Source organism: Negadavirga shengliensis (assembly GCF_042652345.1).
GTDB lineage: Bacteria > Bacteroidota > Bacteroidia > Cytophagales > Cyclobacteriaceae > Negadavirga > Negadavirga shengliensis.
On sequence record NZ_JBHSJJ010000011.1, the window covers coordinates 107,161 to 132,497 of the forward strand.

Sequence of the window (25,337 nt, forward strand, 5' to 3'; positions counted from 1 at the left end):
CTTAAGTTTTTACCTGTACTACCTCAGTTTTACTCATTTTAGCATTTCTGATGGCTACCTGCCTGGCTACATTTTCCGCCAGTTCGCCAAAGGCCTCAGCAGTAACCCCATCTTTCATTACGGCAGGATATCCACTGTCCCCACTTTCCCTTATCCCTTGTACTAACGGAATTTCTCCCAAAAATGGTACATCATATTTTCCAGCAAGTTTTTTTCCTCCTTCCCTTCCGAAGATGTAATACTTATTGTCCGGCAATTCCTCAGGTGTAAAATAAGCCATATTTTCAACAACTCCCAATACGGGGACATTTATTTGGGGCTGTTTAAACATGGTTAAGGCCTTCGTGGCATCAGCAAGGGCTACTTTTTGTGGCGTCGTCACGATCACCGCCCCAGTGACAGGCACAGACTGCACCATGGTGAGATGGATATCGGAAGTTCCTGGAGGCAAATCGATCAACATATAATCCAGTTCACCCCATTCCACATCCCCGATAAACTGCTTAAGCGCCGAACTGGCCATGGGTCCCCTCCATACCACCGCACTCTCCGCAGGCGTCAGAAAACCTATGGACATCAGCTTCACTCCATATTGCTCTATGGGTATGATAATGTTTTTCCCATTTTCCTGTTTCACGGCCGGTTGCTCTCCCTCTACATTGAACATGGTGGGTACAGAAGGGCCAAAAATATCCGCATCAATCAACCCGACCTTAGCTCCCGATTTGGCCAGAGATACCGCCAGGTTAGAGGCACAGGTGCTTTTACCTACCCCCCCTTTGCCGGAAGCCACCGCGATTATATTTTTCACTTTAGGCAACAAGGGTCCCTCATTCCTTGTGGTGGTGACGTTTGAGGTCATAAAAATATCCATATCGATGTCTTCCCCCAGCGCTTTCGTCAACGCCCCTTCACAATTCGCCTTGATCAACTCTTTTAAAGGGCAGGCCGGGGTTGTCAGTACAACCTTGAAGCTGATTTTATTTCCTTCAATTTTCAGATCCTGTATCATCCCCAAGGACACTAAATCCCTGTGAAGGTCAGGGTCTTCGACTGTAGACAGTGCTTGTAAAACCTTCTCTCTCGAAATACTCATCCTAGTTGTTTATTTTTCCCTGCAAGTTAGGGCTATTTCAGGTCTTTATAAAATTATTCATGGAAACTTAAATTTCTCCTTTCCCATCATCGCTGCCCCTGTTCTTTTAAACCTCTACCATCATAAAATAGTTTCTGGGAAATGGGGGCCGTATAAAAATGACAGCCAGTTTAATCGTAACGGACTCCACCGTAGGCAAACCTGATAATTCCGGCTTTACAAAGTCCCTGAAACATTTTTTGTTTTAACAAGATCATGTTATTTTCAGGTATTACCCCTTATCTTTGAACCTATCTTGATCTGACCATGGCGATTTCAAATGATACTACTGATAAAGTAAGGGAGCGGGCTGACATAGAAGAGGTCATCAACGATTATGTAACCCTCAAGAAAAAAGGGCAAAACCTATGGGCATGCTGCCCTTTCCATCATGAAAAGACCCCCTCCTTCTCCGTTTCACCGTCCAAACAGTTGTACAAATGTTTCGGTTGCGGTAAAGCTGGGGACGCCATACAGTTTATCATGGACATTGAGGGCGTGGGGTTCACAGAAGCCATCCGGCATTTGGCGAAAAAATACAGTATTGAAATAGAGGAGGAAAACCAGGCCACCCCGGAGGCGATCCAGGAGCATAACGAAAGAGAAAGTCTTTATATCGTCCTCAATTTCGCCAAAGAACATTTTTTGGGGAACCTTACCACAGAAGAGGGTAAATCGATTGGATTGAGCTATTTCCGGGAGAGAGGATTTAACCAGCGGATCATTGAAAAATTCGATCTGGGATATGCCCTTGACAGTTGGGACACCTTGTTGGAAAATGCCAGGAAGTCGGGTTTCAATGAAGAAATACTTTTGAAAGCGGGGTTGATCCTCCAAAAGGAAAGCGACCCAAGCAGGCATTATGACCGCTTTCGGGGCCGGGTTATTTTTCCCATCCATAACCTGAGCGGCAAAGCGATAGCATTCGGGGCAAGAATACTTACACAGGATAAAAAACAACCCAAATACATCAATTCGCCCGAGACGGCCGTCTACCATAAAAGTGATGTGCTGTATGGTATCTTTCAGGCCAAACAGGCCATCAAACAGGAAAAGAACTGCTATCTGGTAGAGGGCTACACCGATGTCATATCCATGCACCTGTCGGGCATTGAAAACGTGGTGGCTTCTTCGGGGACTTCGCTCACCGAAAGCCAGATCAAGCTGATCAAGCGGTTTGCCGACCAGGTCACCGTGCTTTATGATGGTGACGCTGCAGGGATACAAGCCTCACTAAGGGGGATCGATATGCTGTTGGAGGGGGGATTGAATGTGAAAGCCGTGGTTTTCCCTGATGGAGAGGATCCCGACAGTTTTGCCCGAAAATCCGGTTCAGAGGCTTTCCAAAAATACCTGAAAGAAAACGCCAGGGACTTCATCCACTTTAAGATCTCCCTGTTTGGAAATGAAACCGCGCACGATCCGGTAAAAAAAGCCGATGCCATCAGGCAGATCGTACAAAGCATTGCCAAAATACCCGATCCACTCATCCGTTCGGTTTATGCCAAAGAGTCTGCCCGGCTCCTGGAAATGGAGGAAGAAACCATTCATACCGAACTTAACAAGATCCTGATTCAGGATGCTAAAAAAGCGTCCTTTCGTGAAAGCCCGGATACACCTCACTCCCCCCCTGAGCAGCTTCTTTCTACGTCCCCTGAGGATGAGCTAAAATCACGCAAGCATAAAACGGCCCTTCAGGAAAAAGAAATGCTGCGGATTTTGATCAATTACGGCTTTGAGAAAGTATCGGACGAAATGCATGTCTGTGAATATCTCCTGGAAGAGACCAAGGACCTGCAATTCGAAACCCCTGTTTACCAAAAACTGCTGTTTCATTACAAGCAGGCCCTGCAAAGGGGCGTGTTGCCGGGCCACGAATATTTTCTGGGCATACAGGACAGCACACTCAAGACAGAAGTCATCCACATGATCTCCCACGGCAGGGAAATTTCTACTTATTGGGAAATAAAGCACCAGATATTCACGAAAAAAGAGTCGGACGATCTGCCCAAAACAACCTATAGGACTTCCCTGAAACTAAAAAGCATTTATCTTAAAAAGATGATGGAAGAGGTAAAGGATAAGATGAAGGAGGTCGCGACCGACCGGGAAGAGGAAATCGCTGAGCTTCAAAGGGTATATCTCGAGCTAAAAAACTATCAGCGGGAGATTGACAGGGAACTTGGGATCGTGATTTCGCCGAAAATTTAAACTAATATTTCGAAAGATCGGTTCTAAGATGTAAAACATGTATTTTTGCCTGATATTTTCAGGAATCTGACGAAATAAAATGACGGAAGCTATCAAACTAAATGATATAGAAGAAGCCATTGAGGCTATTAAAAACGGGGAAATTGTCATTGTGGTGGATGATGAAGACCGGGAAAACGAAGGTGATTTCATATGCGCTGCAGAAAAAGTCACTCCTGAAATCATTAACTTCATGGCCACTCATGGGAGAGGATTGATATGTGCTCCGCTGATAGAAGACCGCTGTGAGGAACTGGGCCTCGAACTGATGGTAGGCACCAACACCGCAGCCTTTGAAACACCTTTCACGGTGTCTGTGGACTTGATCGGGCATGGCTGTACCACCGGCATTTCTGCCAGCGACAGGGCCAAAACCATCAAGGCACTCATTGATCCCGATATCAGAGCCGATGAACTGGGGAAACCCGGCCATATATTCCCCCTGAAAGCCAAAAGAGGGGGGGTGCTCCGAAGAGCGGGGCATACCGAAGCAGCCATTGACCTGGCCCGGTTAGCAGGGTTATACCCGGCTGGCGTGCTGGTGGAAATCATGAATGAGGATGGCACCATGGCCCGGCTGACGGACCTGGTCGAAGTGGCCAAAAAATTCAACCTGAAACTGATTTCCATAAAAGATCTCATCGCTTACCGGCTGCGGAATGAATCCCTGATCAAAAGGGAAATCGGTGTGGATATGCCGACGGAATGGGGCAATTTCGAACTGATCGCCTACAAGCAGACCAACACGATGGAGATCCACATGGCCCTTATCAAAGGCAAATGGGAAGAAGATGAGCCCGTGATGGTTCGCGTGCACTCCTCCTGTATTACAGGGGATATCTTCGGCTCCTGCCGCTGTGACTGTGGGCCTCAACTGCATCAGGCGATGAAATTGGTGGAAGAAGCCGGCAAAGGAGTAGTGCTGTATATGAACCAGGAAGGACGCGGCATCGGGCTGATCAACAAACTCAAGGCTTATAAACTCCAGGAGGAAGGCATGGATACCGTCCAGGCCAATCTCGCTTTGGGATTTCCCATGGACAAAAGGGACTATGGAGTGGGCGCGCAGATTTTAAGAGACCTTGGTATTTCAAAAATCAGATTGATCACCAACAACCCCACAAAAAGAGTGGGGTTGGCGGGTTATGGGCTGGAAATAGTGGATACGGTACCTTTGGAAATCACTTCCAATCCCCACAATGAAAAATATTTGCTCACCAAGCGAGACAAGATGGGACATCATATCTTAAAAAAGGGCAATAAATAATTGATTTCCATATGGCAGCACTTCAACATTCGGGATATTTTTTACGTACTATGATAAGGAACTAATAAAATTAAGCCATGAAAAAATCAATATATTTCATCTTGATTTCTTTATTCCTTACATGGACGGCTCATTCTCAGGACTTTCCTTCCCAAATATGGCACAATGGAAAGGTTTTTTTAACCTCTGGTGAGGTACATGAAGGAAAAGTCAAATATGATCTGGAAACCAACATCGTCCAGCTACAGAACAAAACCATAGAAACGTTCAGTGCTGCATCCATCAGCCATTTTGAGATTTTCGATGAATATTATGGAGGAATCAGGATTTTCTACAGCCTGCCCTATGCCATGAACTCCGATTACAAGGTCCCGATTTTTTTCGAACTGTTGACCGAAGGGGAAGACATTACCCTCCTCTGTAGGGAATACATCACCGTGGACAACAGGGGCTGGAACAACATGGGGATGAGAGGCATGTATATGAACCCGATGTGGGGGCCTCCCATGATGGGACAAAACAGACTGGCTTTTGAGTTTTATTTCCTCACCGACCGGGAAATCCAGAAATACAGCCAAAAGAAAAGAGAACTTTTCAACTTCATGGACGACAAATCCGCAGAAGTCCGGCTCTATATGCGCAAAAACAGACTCTCCCATGACAGACGGGGTGATCTGCTACGCATTACAGCTTACTACAATCAGTTAAAACAAAATTCTTAATGTCAAAACCCCTTATTTTAGTTTCGAATGACGACGGAATAACTTCCCGTGGAATCAGAATTTTAGTAGATATCATGAAACAACTGGGTGAGGTCATTGTGGTGGCCCCGGATAGCCCACAATCCGGAATGGGCCATGCCATCACGATAGGCAATACCCTCCGGCTGGACGAAGAGGAAATTTTTCGGGATGTCATGGCCTATAAATCAAGCGGCACACCCGCCGACTGTGTCAAATTGGCCAAACACTATGTATTGAAAGACCGCAAACCTGATCTGGTGGTGAGCGGCGTCAATCATGGAAGCAACACCTCCATCAGCGTACTGTACTCCGGCACCATGTCCGCCGCCATTGAAGGGGCGATAGAAGGATACCCTTCCATCGGCTTCAGTCTCTGCGACTACAGCTCCAAGGCTGATTTTTCACATGTAGAGGATTATGTATACCAAATTGCCGAACAGGTGCTGCAACACGGCATTCCAAAAGGCGTGGCCTTGAATGTAAACTTTCCTCCTAAAAGAAATGAAGCCCTCAAAGGCATCAAAATATGCCGGCAGGCACGCGCCAAATGGCAGGAAGATTTTGAAGAGCGTTATGATCCAAATGGCAGGAAATACTTTTGGTTGGCCGGTAATTTTGTGAATTTTGACAAAGGCGAAGACAATGATGAGTGGGCAATAGCCAATAACTACGTGGCGGTTGTTCCTTGCCAGTTTGACATGACGGCCCATCACGCCATCTCTCAAATCAACAATGACTGGGACTGGGAAAGGTTAAAATCATGAAGAATACCTAATCTGATCACCCAAGAGTATACTACAAAGAAAATTGCGGAAAAATTATACCTAAGTCCAAAAACGATAGAAAATACCGGGGTAACATGATGCAGAAAACAGTTGTCAAAACACACTGCCGGTCTGATAAAATACATTTAAAAATGGATATATAAGGATATAGGGAAAAAAGGTCAACACCAATCCGTCACCAGGATTCATGTTCAGACCGCAAATGGCTGTTTTTATGAAAAGGTTATTGATCATTCTGTTGACATTAATGCTTTTAACCGCCGTTGCGTACACCTGGCTGGTTTACCGGTACAAGCCTGTCTATTCCGGTGAAATCCTCGTGAAAAATCTGGAAAACAGTGCTGAAGTGTTTTTTGATGACTTTGGCATCCCACATATCTATGCAGAATCAGCGGAAGACGCCTATTTGACGCTGGGTTATGTCCATGCCCAGGACCGGCTTTTCCAGATGGACCTTCTCCGACGGGTAGGTTCTGGCAGGCTGGCAGAAATTCTGGGGGAAGACCTATTGGAGACCGACCGTCTCTTCCGCACGCTTGGCATTGGCCGGCATGCGGACTGGAGTACCAGGACCTTGCAGGAGGATGGCTCTTCCGAATGGAAATCTGCGGCTGAGGCTTATCTAAACGGTGTCAACCATTTTATAGAAGAAGGCAAGCTCCCCCCGGAGTATACGCTTCTGGGTATCAACCCAGAGCCATTTACCATCAACGACATGCACAACATAGTGGGGTATATGGCTTTTACCTTTGCTATGGGCCTCAAGACCGACCCCTTGGTTACCAAAATCCAGCGGGAACTGGGCCCTGATTACGCCAAGCACCTGTCCATCCATACCCTCCCTGAGCACCATGTCGTTCCCAATCACCACCCTGAACGGGATAAAAACAGCCGGATTATCGGCAAAACATTGAGCGAACGCCTGGAAGGACTGCCAGTTGCGCTGCTGCAGGGCAGCAATGGCTGGGTGATCGGGCCTGAAAAAACAGCCTCAGGTTCCGTACTTTTCTGTAATGACACCCACATCGGCTTTTCCCAACCGTCCGTCTGGTACGAAGCCCACCTGGAATACCCCGGATACAGCTATTATGGATATCACCTGGGAGGTTTTCCCTTCGGCCTGGTGGGACACAGCCGCGATCACAGCATCGGTCTCACCATGTTTGAAAATGACGACCATGATTTCTATGAAGAAAGGAGAAATCCCGAAAACCCTCAAAGCACCCTTTATGGCAATGGCTCACTCCCGATCATTGTTCACGTCGATACCATTCAGGTTAAAAACAGCGATCCGGACATCTGGGCCACCGAAGTCTCTGCCCATGGGCCGCTTATCAATAAGGTTGTGCCTGAAATCAACGAAATCACCCATCTTCCCGTGGCTTCGTGGTGGGTTTACCTCCAGGAACCGACAAGGGCTTTGGAGGCCCTTTGGAAACTGAACCACTCCGGGAATATCCATGATGCCGAGGAGGCCGTCAGGTTGATCCATGCGCCCGGCCTCAACATCATGTATGGCGACAAGACAGGCAATATCGCCTGGTGGGCCGCGGCCAAACTTCCCATAAGGCCGGAAGGTGTACACAGCAAAATGTTCATTGACGGCAGCAACCCGGCCAATGAGCCCATAGGGTGGATCCCTTTTGAGGAAAACCCCATGAGCATCAACCCACCCTCCGGCTTCATAGCTTCCGCCAACAACCAGCCGGACACCCTTCCCAACGGGATATTCTATCCCGGTTATTATTATCCGGGGGAAAGATACCGCCGTATTGCCAAGGCCATTCAGTCAGGCACCGGCTGGGATGCCGAAAAAATAAAGGCGCTGCAGCTGGAAACCATCAATGACCAGCTTCCCGAAAATGCCCAAATCCTCCTGGGCTGCATCGATAAAGGAGCCCACCCGGATTTTCAGCCCATCCTCGACGCGCTTACCAACTGGACCGGCAGTCATGCCATCGGGGAGACCGCCCCTACCCTGTATTACAAATGGCTCTACCACACCCTGCATGGCATGATGGCGGATGAGTTAGGCGAAGAATGGTTTCAAAAATACCTCAATACGTTCCTTTACATCCGCAGTACCCATTCCCTCTTAAGAGCAGCATCTTCGCCTTGGTGGAACAATATCCATACGGAAACCAAAGAAAACCGGGATGACATCGTAAAGCGGTCCCTGGAAACGGCGTTGCAGGAACTGACGGATCAGTGGGGGAAAGACAGCAGGCAGTGGCAATGGGGAAAAGCCACCTACCTGGAACATCCCCATGCTTTGGGAGCTAAAAAACCGCTGGATAAAATTTTCAATGTCAAGGCAGGTCCCGTTCCGGCCAATGAAGAATCCATAAACAAGTTGTCTTTCCTGATAAATAAAGAAGGAAGGTATGCGGTAAAAGCCGGCCCGGCCCTGCGCAATATACTGGATTTCGCCCACGTGGAAAATGCCGAAGGCATCCTTCCTACCGGCCAAAGCGGCAACCTCTTCAGCCCCTTCTACCGGGACCAGGCGAAACACTACACCCAAGGCCGCTACCGTCCCCAGCTCATGAACAAAGCGGCTATTGAAAGAAGTACAGAAAGGGTGTTGCGGTTTGTGAAAAAATAGGGGGGATGGGGATCGGGAACAGGGAGTCGGGCGGAAACTTCCATTCACTTTTCACGGAGTATTCAGGAAATAGAGAACAGGGAACGGGGAACAGGGAATCGGGAACAGGGCGGAAACTTCCTGTTCTCTTTTCCCTATTCACTTTTCACGGAGTAATCAGGAAATAGGGAACAGGGAATCGGGTGAACCTTCCATTCGCTTTTTACTATTAAACTATTCACCGAAAAAGGGAACAGAGAACAGGGAACAGGGAATCGGTTGAAAACTTCCTGTTCTCTTTTCCCTATTCACTTTTCACGGAGTATTCAGGAAATAGGGAACCGGGAACAGGGAATCGGGTGACAAACTTCCATTCGCTTTTTCCTATTAAACTATTCACCGAAAAAGGGAACAGAGAACAGGGAATCGGGAACACGGGCGGAAACTTCCTGTTCTCTTTTCCCTATTCACTTTTCACGGAGTAATCAGGAAATAGGGAACCGGGAACGGGGGAACAAGGGAACAGGGAATCGGGTGACAAACTTCCATTCGCTTTTTCCTATTAAACTATTCACCGAAAAAGGGAACAGAGAACAGGGAATCGGGAATCGGTTGGAAACTTCCTGTTCTCTTTTCCCTATTCCCTATTCACGGAGTATTCAGGAAATAGGGAACCGGGAACAGGGAATCGGGTGAACCTTCCATTCGCTTTTTACTATTCACCGTTCGCGGAGTGTTCAGGAAATGGGGAACAGGGAACGGGGGAACAAGGGAACAGGAAATCGGGCGAAAACCTCCTATTCCCTATTCACTTCCTTCCGCCTCTTTCTTAAGATACCTGATGTAGCCGTTGAGAATTTTTATCGCTCTTATCGTATCAAGGCGCAGAGACTGATAACTTTCTTCAGAAATATATTCAAGGTCTCTAGCTTCAATAAGGTGATCCAATATTTCCGAAAGAGAGCCTCTACTGTTATAGTAAAACCTTCTGCTGTCCAAAAAATGAAACCTACCCCATCCCTCAGCTATATTAGAAGTAGCGGATCTTGCCGCCCTTAGTATTTGGGAGTACAGTTCAAATCTTTCTTGTTTAGGCATAGCCTTAATGACCTCGTTCCAAAGCCTCCGCTTTAAACCATAGGCCGCTTGCCAACATTTCAAATCTTCAAAAGTTTCTGTTTTATCCATACCAATTTAGTTTTATCCGGGAATAGGGAACAGGAAACAGGAAATCGGGTGACAAACTTCCATTCGCTTTTTCCTATTAAACTATTCACCGAAAAAGGGAACAGAGAACAGGGAATAGGGAATCGGTTGAAAACTTCCTGTTCTCTTTTCCCTATTCCCTATTCACGGAGTATTCAGGAAATAGGGAACCGGGAACAGGGAATCGGGTGAACCTTCCATTCGCTTTTTACTATTAAACTATTCACCGAAAAAGGGAACAGAGAACAGGGAATCGGGAATCGGGCGGAAACTTCCTGTTCTCTTTTCCCTATTCCCTATTCGCGGAGTGTTCAGGAAATGGGGAACCGGGAACAGGGAATCGGGTGAACCTTCCATTCGCTTTTTACTATTAAACTATTCACCGAAAAAGGGAACAGAGAACAGGGAATCGGGAATCGGTTGGAAACTTCCTGTTCTCTTTTCCCTATTCCCTATTCACGGAGTAATCAGGAAATAGGGAACCGGGAACAGGGAATCGGGTGAACCTTCCATTCGCTTTTTACTATTCACCGTTCGCGGAGTGTTCAGGAAATGGGGAACAGGGAACGGGGGAACAAGGGAACAGGGAATCGGTTGAAAACTTCCTGTTCTCTTTTCCCTATTCACTATTCACGGAGTAATCAGGAAATGGGGAACAGGGAACAGGGAATCGGGTGAACCTTCCATTCGCTTTTTACTATTCACCGTTCGCGGAGTGTTCAGGAAATGGGGAACAGGGAACGGGAAACAGGGAATCGGGTGGAAACTTCCTGTTCTCTTTTCCCTATTCACTTTTCACGCAGTATTCAGGAAATAGGGAACAGGGAACGGGGAACAGGGAATCGGGTGAAAAACTCCTGTTCTCTTTTCCCTATTCACTTTTCACGCAGTATTCAGGAAATAGGGAACAGGGAACGGGGAACAGGGAATCGGATGAAAATGCGACGAAAAAAACCTACCCCCCCAACCTTAGTCCCAGATTTTTCATGGAAAGGGATGCCATTCCATATTCTTCCTGAAGCTTTTTGTAATGGCGCAACAAGGTTTCCAGCTCCCGGAAGGAATCCTCGGGAGTCAATGCAAAATTATGGGGATGCCACCAAAGATGATATATCCTGCCTTTTTGGGCCGCCTCTGACATTTCACTTTTGATTCTATGCGCTTTAAGGCTGTTGCTGATCGGACTCCTGGATTTTATGGGCCTCAAAAAGCGCGAAGCAGGCAGTACCCACAATCCTTCCCGATATTGGTAAACCTGGCTTCCACCGTAGGTTTTGTCCTTTCCCAAAGGCACAAGGCAGTCTGCGGTGCGAAAAATCTTCTTTGCCCATCCTTCGTGCTGGTTCTCCTGCCAATACCAGTCGGCAGGATTACCGCGAACCTGCGAAAAACCTTCCTCAAGACAGATATCCAGGTACTGAAAGTTGATATGGTTTCGGGGAAAGACCAACGAGGCAAGGGAAATCCCGAATTTGCTTTTTGCAATGTGCTGGCTGGCCTGTAGATCTGCCCGGAACTGCTCGGGAGACTGACCGGGAGAAAGCGTGTAGTAGTGGGCGAAAGTATGGCTGCCGATTTCCTGGCCGGGACAGTCCATGACCTGCCGGATCAGGTCCGGAGCAAAGTGCAAGTCTGGATCCAAGCCAAATTTCCCAGCCCAATGGTATGCAGAAAGTTTTTCGTCCCTGTAGGTCGGTAAGATTTCCGGCTGAAAAGCCCTCCATTCTTCTTCATTATCGGCAAAAAGCATACCCACCGTGGCCCAGGTGACCTCGACACCATACGCCTGAAAAAGTTCCAGCAAACCCGGGATCAGGGTTCTGGTACGTCTAAAATAATCCCGGTCTACCCTGCCCCCAATTTTATCAAAAAGCCCCCAAAGCAGCTCAAAATCCAGGCTGATGGTCAAAATTCCATTGTTCTTATCGCCTAAACTGGTTTCCATGTATGGATTTATTTATCTTTCGCCATGATTGGTGCACTCATTCTGGTATGCTGTCTATTTGTGGCCAGTCAGCCTATTATCAACAAGCTGGCTGCGAAAAACAAAAAGATTCAGGTCAAGCTGATCCGGAACCTGTTTTGGTACCATATGTTTTTTGGTTTGGTGTATTATACCTATACGCTGTTCAACCGCTCCGATGCCATTCGATATTACCAGATGGCCTCCAATCACTGGGGTTCCTGGCACGATGCTTTTTTTACAGGAACCGGTTTTATAGAATGGCTTGCCTATCCCTGGGCCAATTTTCTGTTTTTTAATTTCGAGATGAGTATGGTGGTTTTTACCTGGATGGGCTTCTGGGGATTTGTGTGCTTTTATGTTTTCTTTAAGGAACAGCTCAGGACCACCCCAAGGCTGTTTGGCTATGATCTGCTCCCCCTCATCCTTTTTTTGCCTAACATGCATTTCTGGACCGCATCCATCGGGAAAGGCGCTGTCATCTTTTTTGGCATCGGCATGTTCATGTACGGCCTCTCCGCTCCTTCCAAAAGGTGGGCCGCACTGGCAGCCGGTGGATTTTTCATCTATATGGTGAGGCCCCATATCCTTATTGCCATCCTGCTGGGGATGGGTGTCGGCTACGTTCTGGGCCGGGAAAAAACCGCCCTGTACAAGAAATACCTGGTTGCCGCAGTGGGCATCGTGTTGAGTTTCTACCTCTACAGTGACGTGATCAATTACCTCGGCTATGACCCTGAGAACTTCATCGAATCTTTTGAGGACCAAAACGTACATATCGCCCGCGAGCTACAGTACTCAGCCGGATCCGGCGTAAATATGGGCGGCTATAGCCTTCCCATGAAGCTGTTCACATTCTGGTTCCGGCCGCTGTTTGTCGACTCTCCCAATGTGCTTGGGCTGGCCGTCTCCTTTGAAAATGTGCTGTATCTGTTCCTGTTTCTGACGCTATTCCGAAAGGATTTCCTACGGTACATTGTGATAGCACCGGCCATGGTTAAAATGGCCGGGCTTGTTTTTGTTTCCGTGTCCATTTCCATGACCTATATGATGTCCAACCTGGGCATCATCATCCGGCAAAAAAGCCAGATCATGTATTTTATGCTGTTTGTGGTGTTGGCATTTCTGGACTGGAAAAAAGTAGAAGCCTATAAACAGTACCTCGTGAAAGTCCGCCGCCTTCAGGTCAAAAAGGAAAAGCTCAAGTCTATTTGACCGCCACCCCTTTACGCTCCAACACCTGACCATAAAGCCCCTCTATGGCCTGCACCATTTTTTCCAGGCTAAAATGCACCTCCACCCTTTTTCTGGAGGCTTCGCCAAATGCCCGGCGTTTTTCCTTATCCCGGACAAGATCCAAAACCAATGGCGCCAATTCCCGATGGTTTTCTATCTCACAGAGGTATCCTTCCATTCCATGCCTGACGACCTCCCCTATGCCTCCGGCCCTGGTCGCCACCACAGGCAGGCCACAGGACATTGCTTCCAGCATGGCCACCGGCAAGCCCTCATAAGCGGATGAGCTCATGTAAATATCCATGGCAGAAAGAAACGGGACAATCTCCCTTTGCATCCCGATGAGGTGAAAACGGGCAGCCTGTCCGGAATCTTCGATCTGCCTTTCTATCCTTTGCTTCCACTCCCCCTCCCCCACAAGGAGGAAATGGGTTTCTGGATGATGCCGAAGTATCTCCAAAGCCTGTTCCACCCAAAGCCAAAGCCGCTTTTGGGACCGGAACACCGCCACTTTCCCCACCACAATGGCCTGTTCAGCAATGCCCAGTTCCCGCCGCACCCTGGTCCGGGCCATTAGATCTTTTTTGAACTTTTCCGTATTCACTCCGTTGGGAATGGTTTTCAGCAGCAAGGGAGGCGGCACGGTCAAGGGGGCAAAAAACAGATTGAGACGCGTGGACAAAGCCACCTCGTTGGAAACAAAAACGGCAGCGTCCTGCAGTTTAAACGTGAGTCTGTTGCCCCAGTAGGAAATCCTGTTGTACCGTTCCCAGGTATTGTGTTCAGTATATATCAAGGGGATGCCTGTTTTTCTTCTGACCAGTCTCCCCAAAATGCCCGCCCAGGGAAGGTGGCTGTGAACCAGGTCAATATCATGCTGCAAGATAAATTCCTTCACCTTCTTCACTTGCCATAAAAGCCCAAGATTGCCGGAGGGGACATATACCACATGCACCCCGGCCGCTTCCAGTTCCCCCACCACATTGCTTTCCCTGTGATAGAAATACATGCAGAAAAACTCAAAGCCATCGCTATGCAACGCTGCGGTCTCGGGAAGCAACTTCTCCGCCCCTCCCCTGCCCAGGGATTTGATTAAGTGTAATATGCGGGTTTTATTTTTGGGCATTATGGTGGGGTGGTTGGGGTAGTTGTTGGAGTTGCCGGTTTTTAGGGTTGTCATGGTTGTCGGGGTTGTCATGGTGGTGGGGTTTAGGTTTGGGATGAAGGGAACGGGGAATGGGGAATCGAACGAAAACTCCGTGTCCGTGTCCTGTGTCTCCACAGGACACATAATGCGCGTTAACTGGTCTGTGGGGACACAGACCATGGATTCGGATTCAAAAGCGGTCCATGTAATGTGTCAAAAAACCAAATTTATCCACACCTGTCCCATAAAATGCGGATGAAGACCATTGGTAGCTTTCAGGACGGTTGGCCAAATTCCAATGCTTCTGTAAGGGATTATCGTGCAGGTATTTCAGTTTCTGCTCCACTTTCCATCTTGCATCCATCAAGATCGCCAAAGGGTCACGCTGCCATAACCTGACTTTCCGGTCCGGTTCATTCACCCTCAACGCCGAAAATGTTCTGGGATGATTGGTTTTAATATCCCCCGTTATCAAATGACTGGTGAATTTATTGAAACTGGCGTGTGGCATTTCCTTGCCATTGGGTTCCTTCATCTCCCAAACTACGTGAAGGTGATTGGGCATGATGACAAAACCGTACACGGCAATCATCCCCCTTGACACCAGTTCACCCCAAGAAGAGAGAATAATCTCTTTATACTTGTTCTTATAGAGTAGCCTTTTCCAACCTACAACGGTATCCGTCCAAAAGTAAACCTGGTCGTATTCCATCCTTGAATTACGACGGGCTTTCTCCGGTAAACCCATATATTAACATTTAAAAGTACTGTAAAAGTTAAAGATAACAATTTACGATCAAAATCTTTTCCTCCCGTGTCCTGTGGAGACACAGGCCACAATATATCACCATGGCCTGTGTCTCCACAGGACACTCATACGGTTGATTGAATATTTGGTCTGTGGGGACATACATACAGGTCTGTGGGGACACAGACCTGGGGAGGGGAATGAAAAGAACATTTTTTGCCTCTATTTCAAATCACTTTCTCATACAGTTCTTCAAAACGTTGGACAATGGTATTAAGGTGGTAGTGCTTTTCGACCAGAAACCTCGCATGGGAAGTGATAGCATCTAATTGATTTGGAGTGGATTGCAAAATTTCCCTAATGGCTTGAATAAATTCGAACTGATCATTTTTTGGAACAAGCCATCCGGTTTGTTTGTGAATCAACACCTCTCCTATCCCTCCTACGTCATAAGCCACCACAGGAACGCGGCAATACATGGCTTCCAAAATAACCCCTGGTAGTCCTTCTATTCTAGAGTGCACAAGCAGGCCTTTTGCCCGGGCCAAGACCGGAAATATATTTGTCTGATTTGGAACTAATTTCACCTGGTTTTCAAGCCCCTTTTTCCGAATAGCCACTTTTAACTGGAACTCCAAGGGACCCGATCCGACAAACAAGAGATTTAAATCAGAAAATTCTTTCATTATCTTGGAAAAAAGATCCAGCAAACCCAAGGGGTCTTTTTCAGGCACCAAACTCCCTATTTGGATAAGATAATTTTCAGGTAAGCCGGTGATTCGGATCGGTTCGGCGATTTTATCCTTTATTTCCCCGGGCGCAATTCCAATCGAAATGATACTTGATATCCGGTTCTGGTATTTAAATGTGTGATGAAAATCCCTGCGAGACGATTCTGATACGGACACAACTGCGGTGGTAGCATTAAGCAGCCATTGGTTAAGAGCCCTGTGCAACCTTCCCCGGATAAAATCCCCCATTTGATTTGCATTACGGTAAACAATAGGTGTTTTCCAATGAAATAACTTTTTGGAGAAAACTGCGAATTTAAGCGTATCCGCGGCATTCGCCTGGATCAAGTGAGGCTCAAATTCTTTAATAATTTGTGAGAACTTGTGCCATGCACGTATGTCTACAAACCTTTGTTTGGGCATACGATTCAAATCTACCTGATTGTCCAAAAATCGAAGCTCGGTGTCTCCCTTGAAAATACTGACCACCATGACTTCATGTCCCTTCTTCGTCAATTCCTCCGCCAGTTGGGCTGCAAATATTTCAGCGCCGCGACGCTGCGGTTTTTGAATAAGCTGGATGATTTTCAAATGATAGCGGTTAAATAACTTTTCACTCCCGCTGCATGTGTCCTCACATGCAGCAATATATCATCATGTGACCCTTCCCGTGTCCTGTGTCTTCACAGGACACGTCATGTAACACTCCCCGTGCCCTATGTCTTCACTTCACAGAACACAAATCATGGTAACTGGTCTGTGAAGACACAGACCAAGGTAAATATACATTAATGTTCCGGTCCGTGAGAACATAGGTCTGTGAGGACACAGACCTGGGGTGGTTAAGTTAGACGGGTGGTCTTATGATAAACATCCTTCAACACCTCCTCATATTTCCTGGCAATCTTTCGGATATCAAACCTTCGGACAGCTTCCTCCTGGGCATTCTGTCCCATTCTGGCCATTTCTTCGGGGTGTTCGATAGCATAGATCATTTGCCGGGCCAATGCCTCCACATTCTTAACCGGGAAAACCAGGGCATTTTTGCCCTGGGTAACAGCTTCCAAATTCATAGGGATATCTGAGGCGATTATAGGGATTCCTGCCATCATGGCTTCCACCAGAGCCCCTGAGAAACCTTCATACCAAGAAGGAAAAAGGAAACAGTGGGCGGTGGGGTTTGTTAAAGGGGTTGTTTGTTTATTGGCCTGTGACGACGCGGGGTTGGTCTGTGGATTGGTCTGTGGACACACAGACCAGGGAAGAGGGAGCGTTGTTTGTTTATTGGTCTGCGAGGACATGTACTTGGTCTGTGAGGACACAGACCAAGGTAGATTAGTCGGTAGGAGTATAGGATTGGCCTGTGGGGACACAGACCAAGGATAGCGCGTCGGCCCGAACGCTCCTGGTAGGCTGACCTTTTCCTCCAGCCCCAGTTTCCATATCAGTTCTTCAAGTTCGGTCTTAAAAGGCCCTTCACCATAAATCGTCAGGGTACAATCTGGTTGTGTTCTCAGCACCTGATCAAATGCCCTAATTAGATCTCCGAAACCTTTTCTCTCCAACAATCTTCCGTAGGAGATAAAATTCCTTATCTGTGAAGGATGTTGACAGATCACATTCTTTACCGATCTACCTCTATATACCACAGAAACTTTTTCCCGAACGATCCCCAAAGTATTGATATGGCTTTCCGCCAAACTGCGGGCATTCGCGATCCAATATACGGGAATAAAAGCAGTCGCCCTGTCCAACCAAAACACCAGCTTGTGTTTCAAGCCTTTCTTTTCCTTCCATGCATATTCGCCGTAGCTGTCGTTGACCAAAGTACCCACCAGCGGGACTCCAGTCCAAAATGATGCCATGCGGGCGATGATATCTGACCTCCAGAGACAGGAGATCAGCAGGTCGGGTTTTTCCTTCCGGATCAGGCGGATCAGACGGCGAGCCCCCAAAAACAAGCCGTATTTCTTCCGGATATCGAAAAATACCGTGCGGATACCTGCTTGTTGATACGCTTCCATTAAGTCGTGATTTGGATAGAAATACACCAAGACCATTTCTATATCTACGGCTAATCTGGAAAAGATTTCCAAATGGCTTTTTTCCGCACCGGCATTGGCGAGGGTGTCCTGGATAAGAATGAGTTTCGTTAGGCCTCCATTCATTTTACCGCCAATTGTTTCCTTCTTATATTTCTATAGTTCAATACTCTTTTCATCCCCTGATAGAATCCCAAAATAAAGGCCGAAACAGAAAACTTCCTTTTTAAACCTTTTGTCACTCTTAAAATTGCCAAACCTTTTGTTCCAAAACTCTCTTCATAAAAAACTAATTCAAGTCCATGATAGACCTTCAACCACTTGAAAATCACACACTTTTCTGTATACCGTTCGGCATCATCTAAAATTATTAATGATCTGGGTTTTAGTTTATCAAAAAGTTCATCTAACCCTCCTTCTCTTCCAAAATAATACGGAGGGCCATCAACTACAACCATATCAACCTGATCCAACCTAATATTTTCCAAAGGAAGGTACTTCGCATATATACCAAAATAGCCGAACTTAAATCTAAGCCTACTGGACAACAGATTAAATGAAAAATCTTTTAATACACTTTTTAGTTTTTCTGGAACTTTAAACCAATCCACATTCTCTTCAATGGAGTAAACCTTCGAACAATCCGGAGAAAAACGTGATTGAGCATAGTTCAAAATCAATGTGGAATAACCCGCTCCTATTTCCACGATAGAAGATAACTTAAACTCTCTGACCAGACAAAGTAATACCTCGGAAAGATCTTTATCAATTGACCAGCCTCCCGGAGAATTTTCAATTAAAAAAATTTCTTCCTCAGATTTTTCCCAACCCCTTAACATTAAACTCTGGTCGTTTACCAGGCTTTTGGTTATGAACCTATTTACGTATCTTTGAATCAAACTGTATTAATTAACTTCTGGAAATACCTTTTTTTGCAAACATTTTGTGAATCTTTCTTGCTGATTCGTTAGGTAACAACAGGAAAGTCGAAAAAACCATCGACGATTTAATTGGAAAGCCCAAAGATTTAAGATAATTAAACGCCTGCATTTTATTTCCTGAATAGAGATTGAGCCATAAAGCCTTGTGAAGCCACCATGCTTTCAATCTGGATTTCGAATATATAATTGATTTATATTTTTTGATCAAATGATTGTATGCCTCAGCTTGATCCGAATAGTTCTTTCTTACCGAATCGTGAGTTCCAATAAGTACATTTACAAATACATCTCGGACCAAATCCCCTTTAAAGTTTTGTGATATTCTCAAGAGAAAGTCTCTGTCAACGGATGCTTTAAGGTTTTCATCAAAAAATCCTACCGTTTCAGTAACAGCCCTTCTGACCGTCAGTCCATTGTTTGTTCCAATCCTTAGTTCCTCAAAAAAAGTAAGTCCCGGCAAGCGCCCTTTAGGTGTCCATGTTTCCTTTCTCAGAAATTGCTGTTCAGAATTTACAAACTGAACTCCTGCCCAAAAAAAGAAAATATCCGGAAACTGTTCTGCTGTTGATACTACCTTCTCAAGAAAATCCCTATCAAAAGAATCATCACTATCCAAAAAAGTAATCAATTCAGCCTTTGACTCTTGAATCCCAATATTGCGTGCTGAAGCATTTCCACCATTCTGATTTTTTCTAACAACTCTGATCCTATCATCATGAAAAGACAAGATTTCACCCACTGTTTCATCCGTTGATGCATCATCTACAACTACCAACTCAAAGTCTACAAAAGATTGATCCAAAACACTTTGAACAGCATTTCTTACTAATAGTTCCCTATTATAAACAGGAATTATGACAGAAATTTTTGGACGTGTCACAGCTTGACAGGATTGCCCTTTATACCTCTTAAATAATGATAAAAAGCTAACAAAATCATTCTTGCGTTCAGGCATCCATAAGACACCCCAAACTTAAACCCATAAATAGATTTCAGCGCCCATTTCCCGATAAGCCGTATTTTCATTCGTTTCAAGCGATTTCGATCAGCGATATACAATAAATTTCTAAAGCTAAAGTATTCCCGCTTGAGGTTCAGCTTTTTTTTATAAGAGACTTGTTCTATAACTATTCGATTATATTTTTTCCTTAAGTCCAAAAAAAGCCCTGAATGGGCCAAAACGGTATAACCCCTGTTCTTCACCCTTATACAAAAATCCAATTCTTCAAATCCGAAAAACAAGCCGGGATCTGGTAAAATTCCTGATTCCACCATGGATGCATTGACAATCATTGACATCCCTCCTGCTACAAAATCTACTTCCAAATATTCCTCCTGTTCCAAAACCTCGCTTGGCACCCGCCGGACCTGTCCGTTTTTCCGGTCAAAATATTGACCTACAGCTCCCAACACCCCACATTGGGGGCGCTTTTCTCCCAACTTTACCAGTTTTTCAAAGGTATCTTGGTATCCTGGAGGATCATTGTCATCTCCCCAGTAAATCCATCGGTATCCCGCTTTTGCTGTCAGTTCCAATCCCATCCTGGCTCCCAGAGCCGGCCCTCCATTATAGCCCACCCGGACATATTCCAAACGGGGATCTTTTGAATCCCGAACGGCGATTTGGGTTCGATCATCTTCCGAGTTGTCGATAATCCAAAGCCTTTCGGGGGGAACCGTCTGCGAAAACACCCGGGAGACGGTCTCCAACAGCACATCCGGGCGCTGATAGGTAATGATAAAACCCGCGAAAAAATTATTCATGCCTGAACTACCGGATAAAAGCGTTTGGCCAAAAAAGGAAGCCTCGCAATCCCCCATCGGATCAAGGTTTTCAGCTGATAAGGCTTTACCCTATACGCCTCCCGGAGGGAATCCGAGGCTTCCCGATACCGCCCCTCCCGCATCAGTGAAACCCCAACGATCTGCAAGTATAAAAACCGTACGTGAGGGCTTAGACTTTCCTGATGCTTGGCCAAAATCAAACGGAGGGAATCAATTTTGTTTTTGTTATTCTTACTGCCTCCGGTTGTAGAGTCAAAATATTCCAGGGTAAAGGAATCCATCACCTCGATTCGTCCTTTTTCTTGCGCTATCCTATAAAACAACTCGGTATTCTCCGCATATTTTAATTGGGGATCGTAGCCACCTATGTCTTCAAAAAAGGCTTTACGGATCATAAAGGTGCCGGGAAGGGTAACATTATACGCATCTTCTTTTGCTAAATGTTCACTGACACTACCCTCCTTATTTCGAAAATAGCTTGCTACCCAAACGTCTGCGTTGGGATTTTCCGCAGCAATTGTCGTAAAATCCTCCAATGCGTTGGGCTGCAATTGGTCATCACTATCCAAAAACACCAACCATTTTCCCATCGCCATTTCCGCCCCCCGGTTTCGGGCAGCAGAAACTCCAAGGTTTTCCTGAAAAACGTAATGTATCCGAGAATCCTGAAGTAAGGATTTCATGAGTTCCTCGGTACCGTCCATACTTCCATCATCGACAATGATCAATTCCCAACCGGCAACAGACTGCTTAAGAATTGACTTAATGGCAGTTGACAATACTCGACACCTATTATAGGTCGGTATAATTACTGAGATCCCCCCCATCTATTTAAAAATGTTCAAACCAGTTCCATGGTCGTCTATCTTCATCTGTTTTTTCAAAAAACACCATGGAAGAGTCCAGTCCAATGGCTTTATCAGGGAAAAGTAACTTAAATGAGAACACTCTCCAGTGATACTTTTTTGGTATAAAATATTTCAAACTTCCTATAGCCCCGTTTATAAATCCGTCTCTGAACTTAGCCTTCAAGCTTGTATTTACCCTGACCCTATCAATAAGTCTTAAATTTGGGTATGTCATGAAATGCCTCATTGCCTTATTCACACCTGGCTTCGTAACGTCGTCTACGCAAATAATTCCTCCAACACGAACCAATTTCTCTAAATAAAAAAAATCCAGCAAAGTATGGTCAAACGTATGCCAACCATCAATCAACCCGAAATCGAAAGTTTCACCTGAATCGAGAAGCTTAGCCAAAGCGGTTTCAGATCCCTCTTCAAATAACCTGAAATTATCAAACCCAAGCTTCTTCATATTATTTATCCCTATTCCTTTCCAATGCGAGGTTTGATTAGGATCAATAACCGTGTGACAAGGATCATTTCTTCCGTTTAAAGCATTACATATAAATAAGCTAGAGATGCCTTGAGCAAATCCAATTTCAATGGTTCTTTTAAAATCCGGATTATCCAAAAGTATCCTTTCAATTGCAGCCCCTTCTCTCCTATCAATATTTGAATCCAAATCAACCCATTCTCCACTAAGACTCTCCACTTTTCTACTTTCAAAAATCTGCTCTATTATATTCATATTCGATATATTTTCAGAAATCCTTTACATCCCAGGTCTAATTAAAAATCAATAGACATCAAGTATTCTTTTAAGTTTTTCCTCCCATGCTTCCCAGGAATTTTCCGCTCGGAACAGGTCGAAATCCTCGGAATCACTGGAACTATCAGAACAAAGTTGTTTCCTTATAATTTCGGGCCATTGACTCGTTGCCTCAGGAACTAATATGATTCCTTTTTCTCGCCATTTTTCAAAGCCTCTTATGCCAAATTCGGATGAAATAACCTTCCTACGATTCCATAGTGCCTCACTTACTTTAATATTTGACCCTCCACCTGAAAAAACAGGATTCACCACCAATTTATGTTTTCCATACAATGACTCCACCTCTGAAGGGTTGATCATCAAATTTACATTCCCCACTTTCTGGATTATTTGTTCCAGTTCACTTTCCGGATATGTAGAAGAAACTATCGTAAGGGATAAAACGCTATCAAATTGGAGCAATTTTGGCCAAACGTTCTTTAGAAACCAAACAATCCCCATCGTGTTCGGAGAATAGCTCAACTTCCCTATATAAAGAAGTTTTTTAGAATCCGGATTATATACTCCATCTTTTTCGAATAACATTACCGATTGAAAAGGTATGTTTGGCAAAACATAGCTATCAGATCTGTTATTAAATTTAACAAATACCCGCATTTTTGATTTAGCTAAAATAGATCGATAATAAAAAACATTGAAAAAATAAATTTGAGTTAAGCGTAGCTTTTTCCAGGATGATTTAGCTGCCTGTATTTTGGAAGCCATTACTTCGGGATATTCGTCATCTACATCTACAATCAAATTAGGAACCGAAGGTAAATCCCTTGCTGCGGATGCATATCGGGCAATTATCCACCTATAGTCCTTCCCTCTAAGAAACTCATTCATCTTTTTTTTCACCTTAGGATTCGGCCTCCAACTCCAACCAATCCTTTCTGTCCAACGGGACACATGAGATTCTATTAAGAAAAAAGAACAAGAAGGAAAAAAATCAGAGTTATTTAACGCCAATTCATAATCAGTTCTATTTCCCAATACCAAATAATCTATATCAAAATATCTTGAAAGCCCTTTCAGCCATCCGTAAGTCCGTTGTCTTTTCCCATCATTAATAGATAGTGGAACAAAATCTGCTAGAAATAGAACTCGTGACCTACTCAATATACAATTCTGTTAACTATTCGCCCGAATAGTGGACCATAGCGATAATGATTCATTTTTTTTAATTGAGGTGCGAATACAGAGCGCAAGATAGCTCTGACTTCGCGGGGGGAATAGTTCAATTCTTCTAAAAACAAACGAACCGTGGATAAAGTATTCTTTTTAATGAACATACAATCTTCCTTATCAAGAAAATACCTCCATGTCAAATAGCTACTTAAACCATTCCAATCTTTTGTTTTAATATTCCATTTCCATGTTCCCTTTTCTTGCATATACCAATGTACCGCTTCATCCACACTCCCCTTGTGCAAAAGTATCCCCAATACACGGATCAAATGATGCTTTTGTACAGAAGAGGTATCGAGTGGATATTCTTGGTTATAAACAGCCTCTTTTGGCAATCTGGAATCAAAACCGGCTCCTTTTATAGAAACCGCTGTTAAAGACTCATACATCACCAACGGGTTTCTGCTCATGCTACTAGAAATATATCTATATGCCACCAACACCTCTGGAATCGACTCAATAGAAGCGCCCATCTTGCCTGCCCGAATCCAAAAGTCCCAGTCTTCACAACTCTTCAGTGAAGGGTCAAATCCCCCTATTAAGGTAGAAAATTCTTTCGAAATCAACAGAGAATGACAAGGCCCGAGATTTTGCTCCAGGACTTTTGGATAAATCTCACCATTGCCAGTGGGGATATGCGAATGAAATTTTCTACCATCGGGCTGATCCGAATAGGAATAACCACATCTATATAAAACCTGGCCTGAAGAAGATTGGGCATAATTTGAATATGTTCTCAGGCAATGAGGCTCCAACCAATCATCCGCATCCAGAAAAATCAAGAAATCACCGAGTGCATATCTCATCCCCGTATTTCGCGCTTCTGACAGTCCTAAGTTCCCCTGGCTAATTGTCTGAATACGGGAGTCTTCTTTTGAAAAACTAGTACCCACTTCTGCTGTATTGTCTGTACTTCCGTCGTTTACGACAATTGCCTGCCAATTGGGAAAATCCTGAAGTAATATCGACTTCAGGCAATCCTGAAGATAGGAACCTTGATTGAAACAGGGGATAATCAAGGAAAATAGGGGATTTTTAAATTCCAAAAGAACCTCCCAAAACTTCTCGATAGTTTTCCAATCTGTCTACACCGAACTCCTTCAGCGCAAGCATTTGATACTCATTTCCTCTATCCCTCAATTGCTGATAGGCTAAAGAATTGGGAGTCCACTGGTCATGGATCACTCCACATCGTCTTGTTGTAGCCACTTTAAGGCCAGCTAGTTTGGCCCGAATAAAGAAATTCTGATGCTCTCCTCCCTTCAAAATCGGATTCCAAGCTCCGAATGATTTTACTTTTTCTGTCCTTGCCAAAAAAAAATTATGTATCAGATCACAGCGGGTAAACGGATCAGAATACGGAATTGACGTCAGCGAAATCCTATCGGGATGGACTTCCAATCCCGCATGGTATTCATATATCTGAAATGATGGTAAGACGTACCCTTTATCTCCTAGCCGGCGATTTATGCTTAGCAACCATTTTCCTAGCCTTGTCTTTCGGTTATGTTGCCGAAAAACCCCTCCCAAAATATCCAACTCATTTCCCACAAGAAAGTCTCGCATTACCGGGATCCTGGTTCGGTTATCAAAAACAAAATCATCATCGCAGAGTAAAAAAAAGGGAGTATTGACCAATTCCAACATGCGGTTTCTTCCCTCCGCGGTTCCTGTATCATAGGGAAGCTCCAAGTAAGTTATATTCAAGTCCATGTACTTTTCCAAAATACTGGATTTATAAGGTATCTTACTATCATCTGCTATGATCACTGGGCCTCGAAATCCATACCTATTGATCGAATCCAGTAACTGGCTGAGGTGCGTTTCACGCTCCAGTGTCTTGATCAAAATGCTTATATCTTTAATCCCCGACAAGTCGTAATTTTTCAGGGGTTCAAAGGGGGCTATATTTATGATTCTTGGCATC

Annotated in this window: 21 protein-coding genes; 6 read left to right on the plus strand and 15 right to left on the minus strand. The window is 45.1% G+C overall.

What is annotated here, in order from left to right; all coding sequences use genetic code 11:
* Nucleotide 1: 1 nt before the first annotated feature.
* Nucleotides 2-1,096: an Mrp/NBP35 family ATP-binding protein gene (locus ACFPFU_RS17880; protein WP_377066573.1), complete on the minus strand. Its 1,095-nt coding sequence runs from the start codon at nucleotides 1,094-1,096 to the stop codon at nucleotides 2-4.
* A gap of 306 nt (nucleotides 1,097-1,402) precedes the next feature.
* Between ACFPFU_RS17880 and dnaG the strand changes: the two genes are divergently transcribed.
* The 5 genes from dnaG (at nucleotide 1,403) to ACFPFU_RS17905 (ending at nucleotide 8,785) form a co-directional block, all read left to right on the plus strand.
* Nucleotides 1,403-3,346: a DNA primase gene (gene dnaG / locus ACFPFU_RS17885; protein WP_377066575.1), complete on the plus strand. Its 1,944-nt coding sequence runs from the start codon at nucleotides 1,403-1,405 to the stop codon at nucleotides 3,344-3,346.
* Between the two features lie 79 nt (nucleotides 3,347-3,425).
* Nucleotides 3,426-4,652 carry a bifunctional 3,4-dihydroxy-2-butanone-4-phosphate synthase/GTP cyclohydrolase II gene (locus tag ACFPFU_RS17890; RefSeq protein ID WP_377066577.1) on the plus strand — a complete coding sequence of 409 codons (1,227 nt, stop codon included), beginning with the start codon at nucleotides 3,426-3,428 and terminating at the stop codon, nucleotides 4,650-4,652.
* A gap of 77 nt (nucleotides 4,653-4,729) precedes the next feature.
* On the plus strand, nucleotides 4,730-5,374 hold the full coding sequence (locus tag ACFPFU_RS17895; RefSeq protein ID WP_377066579.1) for a hypothetical protein: 645 nt from the start codon (nucleotides 4,730-4,732) through the stop codon (nucleotides 5,372-5,374).
* Nucleotides 5,374-6,159, plus strand: a complete 786-nt coding sequence (surE, locus tag ACFPFU_RS17900; protein ID WP_377066581.1) for a 5'/3'-nucleotidase SurE — start codon at nucleotides 5,374-5,376, stop codon at nucleotides 6,157-6,159. The genes ACFPFU_RS17895 and surE overlap by 1 nt, the downstream gene beginning before the upstream one ends.
* 235 nt (nucleotides 6,160-6,394) lie before the next feature.
* The gene (locus ACFPFU_RS17905) at nucleotides 6,395-8,785 is read left to right on the plus strand and encodes a penicillin acylase family protein (protein WP_377066583.1); all 2,391 of its coding nucleotides are present in this window, start codon (nucleotides 6,395-6,397) and stop codon (nucleotides 8,783-8,785) included.
* A gap of 783 nt (nucleotides 8,786-9,568) precedes the next feature.
* On the opposite strand, the gene ACFPFU_RS17910 is transcribed toward ACFPFU_RS17905, so the two are convergent.
* Both ACFPFU_RS17910 and ACFPFU_RS17915 read right to left on the minus strand, forming a co-directional pair.
* A complete protein-coding gene (locus ACFPFU_RS17910) occupies nucleotides 9,569-9,952 on the minus strand; it encodes a four helix bundle protein (protein ID WP_377066585.1) in 384 nt (127 codons plus the stop codon).
* 973 nt (nucleotides 9,953-10,925) lie between these two features.
* Nucleotides 10,926-11,915, minus strand: coding sequence for a polysaccharide deacetylase family protein (locus ACFPFU_RS17915; protein WP_377066587.1), 990 nt, complete (start codon nucleotides 11,913-11,915; stop codon nucleotides 10,926-10,928).
* Between the two features lie 24 nt (nucleotides 11,916-11,939).
* Here ACFPFU_RS17915 and ACFPFU_RS17920 point away from each other — a divergent pair, with 24 nt between their 5' ends.
* Nucleotides 11,940-13,148 (plus strand): hypothetical protein, encoded by a 1,209-nt coding sequence (locus ACFPFU_RS17920; protein WP_377066589.1) that lies wholly within the window; start codon nucleotides 11,940-11,942, stop codon nucleotides 13,146-13,148.
* Here ACFPFU_RS17920 and ACFPFU_RS17925 read toward each other — a convergent pair.
* The 12 genes from ACFPFU_RS17925 to ACFPFU_RS17980 form a co-directional block, all read right to left on the minus strand.
* Entirely contained in the window at nucleotides 13,141-14,349 is a 1,209-nt protein-coding gene (locus ACFPFU_RS17925) for a glycosyltransferase (protein ID WP_377066591.1), read from the minus strand. The two genes, ACFPFU_RS17920 and ACFPFU_RS17925, sit on opposite strands and share 8 nt — an antisense overlap.
* Before the next feature lie 157 nt (nucleotides 14,350-14,506).
* A complete protein-coding gene (locus tag ACFPFU_RS17930) occupies nucleotides 14,507-15,064 on the minus strand; it encodes a transposase (protein WP_377066593.1) in 558 nt (185 codons plus the stop codon).
* Nucleotides 15,065-15,291: 227 nt separating this feature from the next.
* Nucleotides 15,292-16,386: a glycosyltransferase gene (locus tag ACFPFU_RS17935; protein ID WP_377066595.1), complete on the minus strand. Its 1,095-nt coding sequence runs from the start codon at nucleotides 16,384-16,386 to the stop codon at nucleotides 15,292-15,294.
* Between the two features lie 251 nt (nucleotides 16,387-16,637).
* Nucleotides 16,638-17,963 carry a glycosyltransferase family 4 protein gene (locus ACFPFU_RS17940; protein ID WP_377066597.1) on the minus strand — a complete coding sequence of 442 codons (1,326 nt, stop codon included), beginning with the start codon at nucleotides 17,961-17,963 and terminating at the stop codon, nucleotides 16,638-16,640.
* Complete coding sequence (locus tag ACFPFU_RS17945; protein WP_377066599.1) at nucleotides 17,960-18,736, minus strand: class I SAM-dependent methyltransferase; 777 nt, start codon at nucleotides 18,734-18,736, stop codon at nucleotides 17,960-17,962. The genes ACFPFU_RS17940 and ACFPFU_RS17945 overlap by 4 nt, the downstream gene beginning before the upstream one ends.
* A 10-nt stretch (nucleotides 18,737-18,746) precedes the next feature.
* A complete protein-coding gene (locus ACFPFU_RS17950; protein WP_377066601.1) occupies nucleotides 18,747-19,733 on the minus strand; it encodes a glycosyltransferase family 2 protein in 987 nt (328 codons plus the stop codon).
* Complete coding sequence (locus ACFPFU_RS17955; protein WP_377066603.1) at nucleotides 19,655-20,542, minus strand: glycosyltransferase; 888 nt, start codon at nucleotides 20,540-20,542, stop codon at nucleotides 19,655-19,657. Before ACFPFU_RS17955 ends, ACFPFU_RS17950 begins: the two co-directional genes overlap by 79 nt.
* On the minus strand, nucleotides 20,539-21,390 hold the full coding sequence (locus ACFPFU_RS17960) for a glycosyltransferase family 2 protein (protein ID WP_377066605.1): 852 nt from the start codon (nucleotides 21,388-21,390) through the stop codon (nucleotides 20,539-20,541). Before ACFPFU_RS17960 ends, ACFPFU_RS17955 begins: the two co-directional genes overlap by 4 nt.
* Before the next feature lie 4 nt (nucleotides 21,391-21,394).
* Entirely contained in the window at nucleotides 21,395-22,156 is a 762-nt protein-coding gene (locus ACFPFU_RS17965) for a class I SAM-dependent methyltransferase (RefSeq protein WP_377066607.1), read from the minus strand.
* A gap of 48 nt (nucleotides 22,157-22,204) precedes the next feature.
* On the minus strand, nucleotides 22,205-23,068 hold the full coding sequence (locus ACFPFU_RS17970; protein WP_377066609.1) for a glycosyltransferase family 4 protein: 864 nt from the start codon (nucleotides 23,066-23,068) through the stop codon (nucleotides 22,205-22,207).
* 269 nt (nucleotides 23,069-23,337) lie between these two features.
* A complete protein-coding gene (locus tag ACFPFU_RS17975) occupies nucleotides 23,338-24,429 on the minus strand; it encodes a glycosyltransferase family 2 protein (RefSeq protein WP_377066611.1) in 1,092 nt (363 codons plus the stop codon).
* Between the two features lie 16 nt (nucleotides 24,430-24,445).
* Complete coding sequence (locus ACFPFU_RS17980; RefSeq protein WP_377066613.1) at nucleotides 24,446-25,336, minus strand: glycosyltransferase family 2 protein; 891 nt, start codon at nucleotides 25,334-25,336, stop codon at nucleotides 24,446-24,448.
* Nucleotide 25,337: the final 1 nt, after the last annotated feature.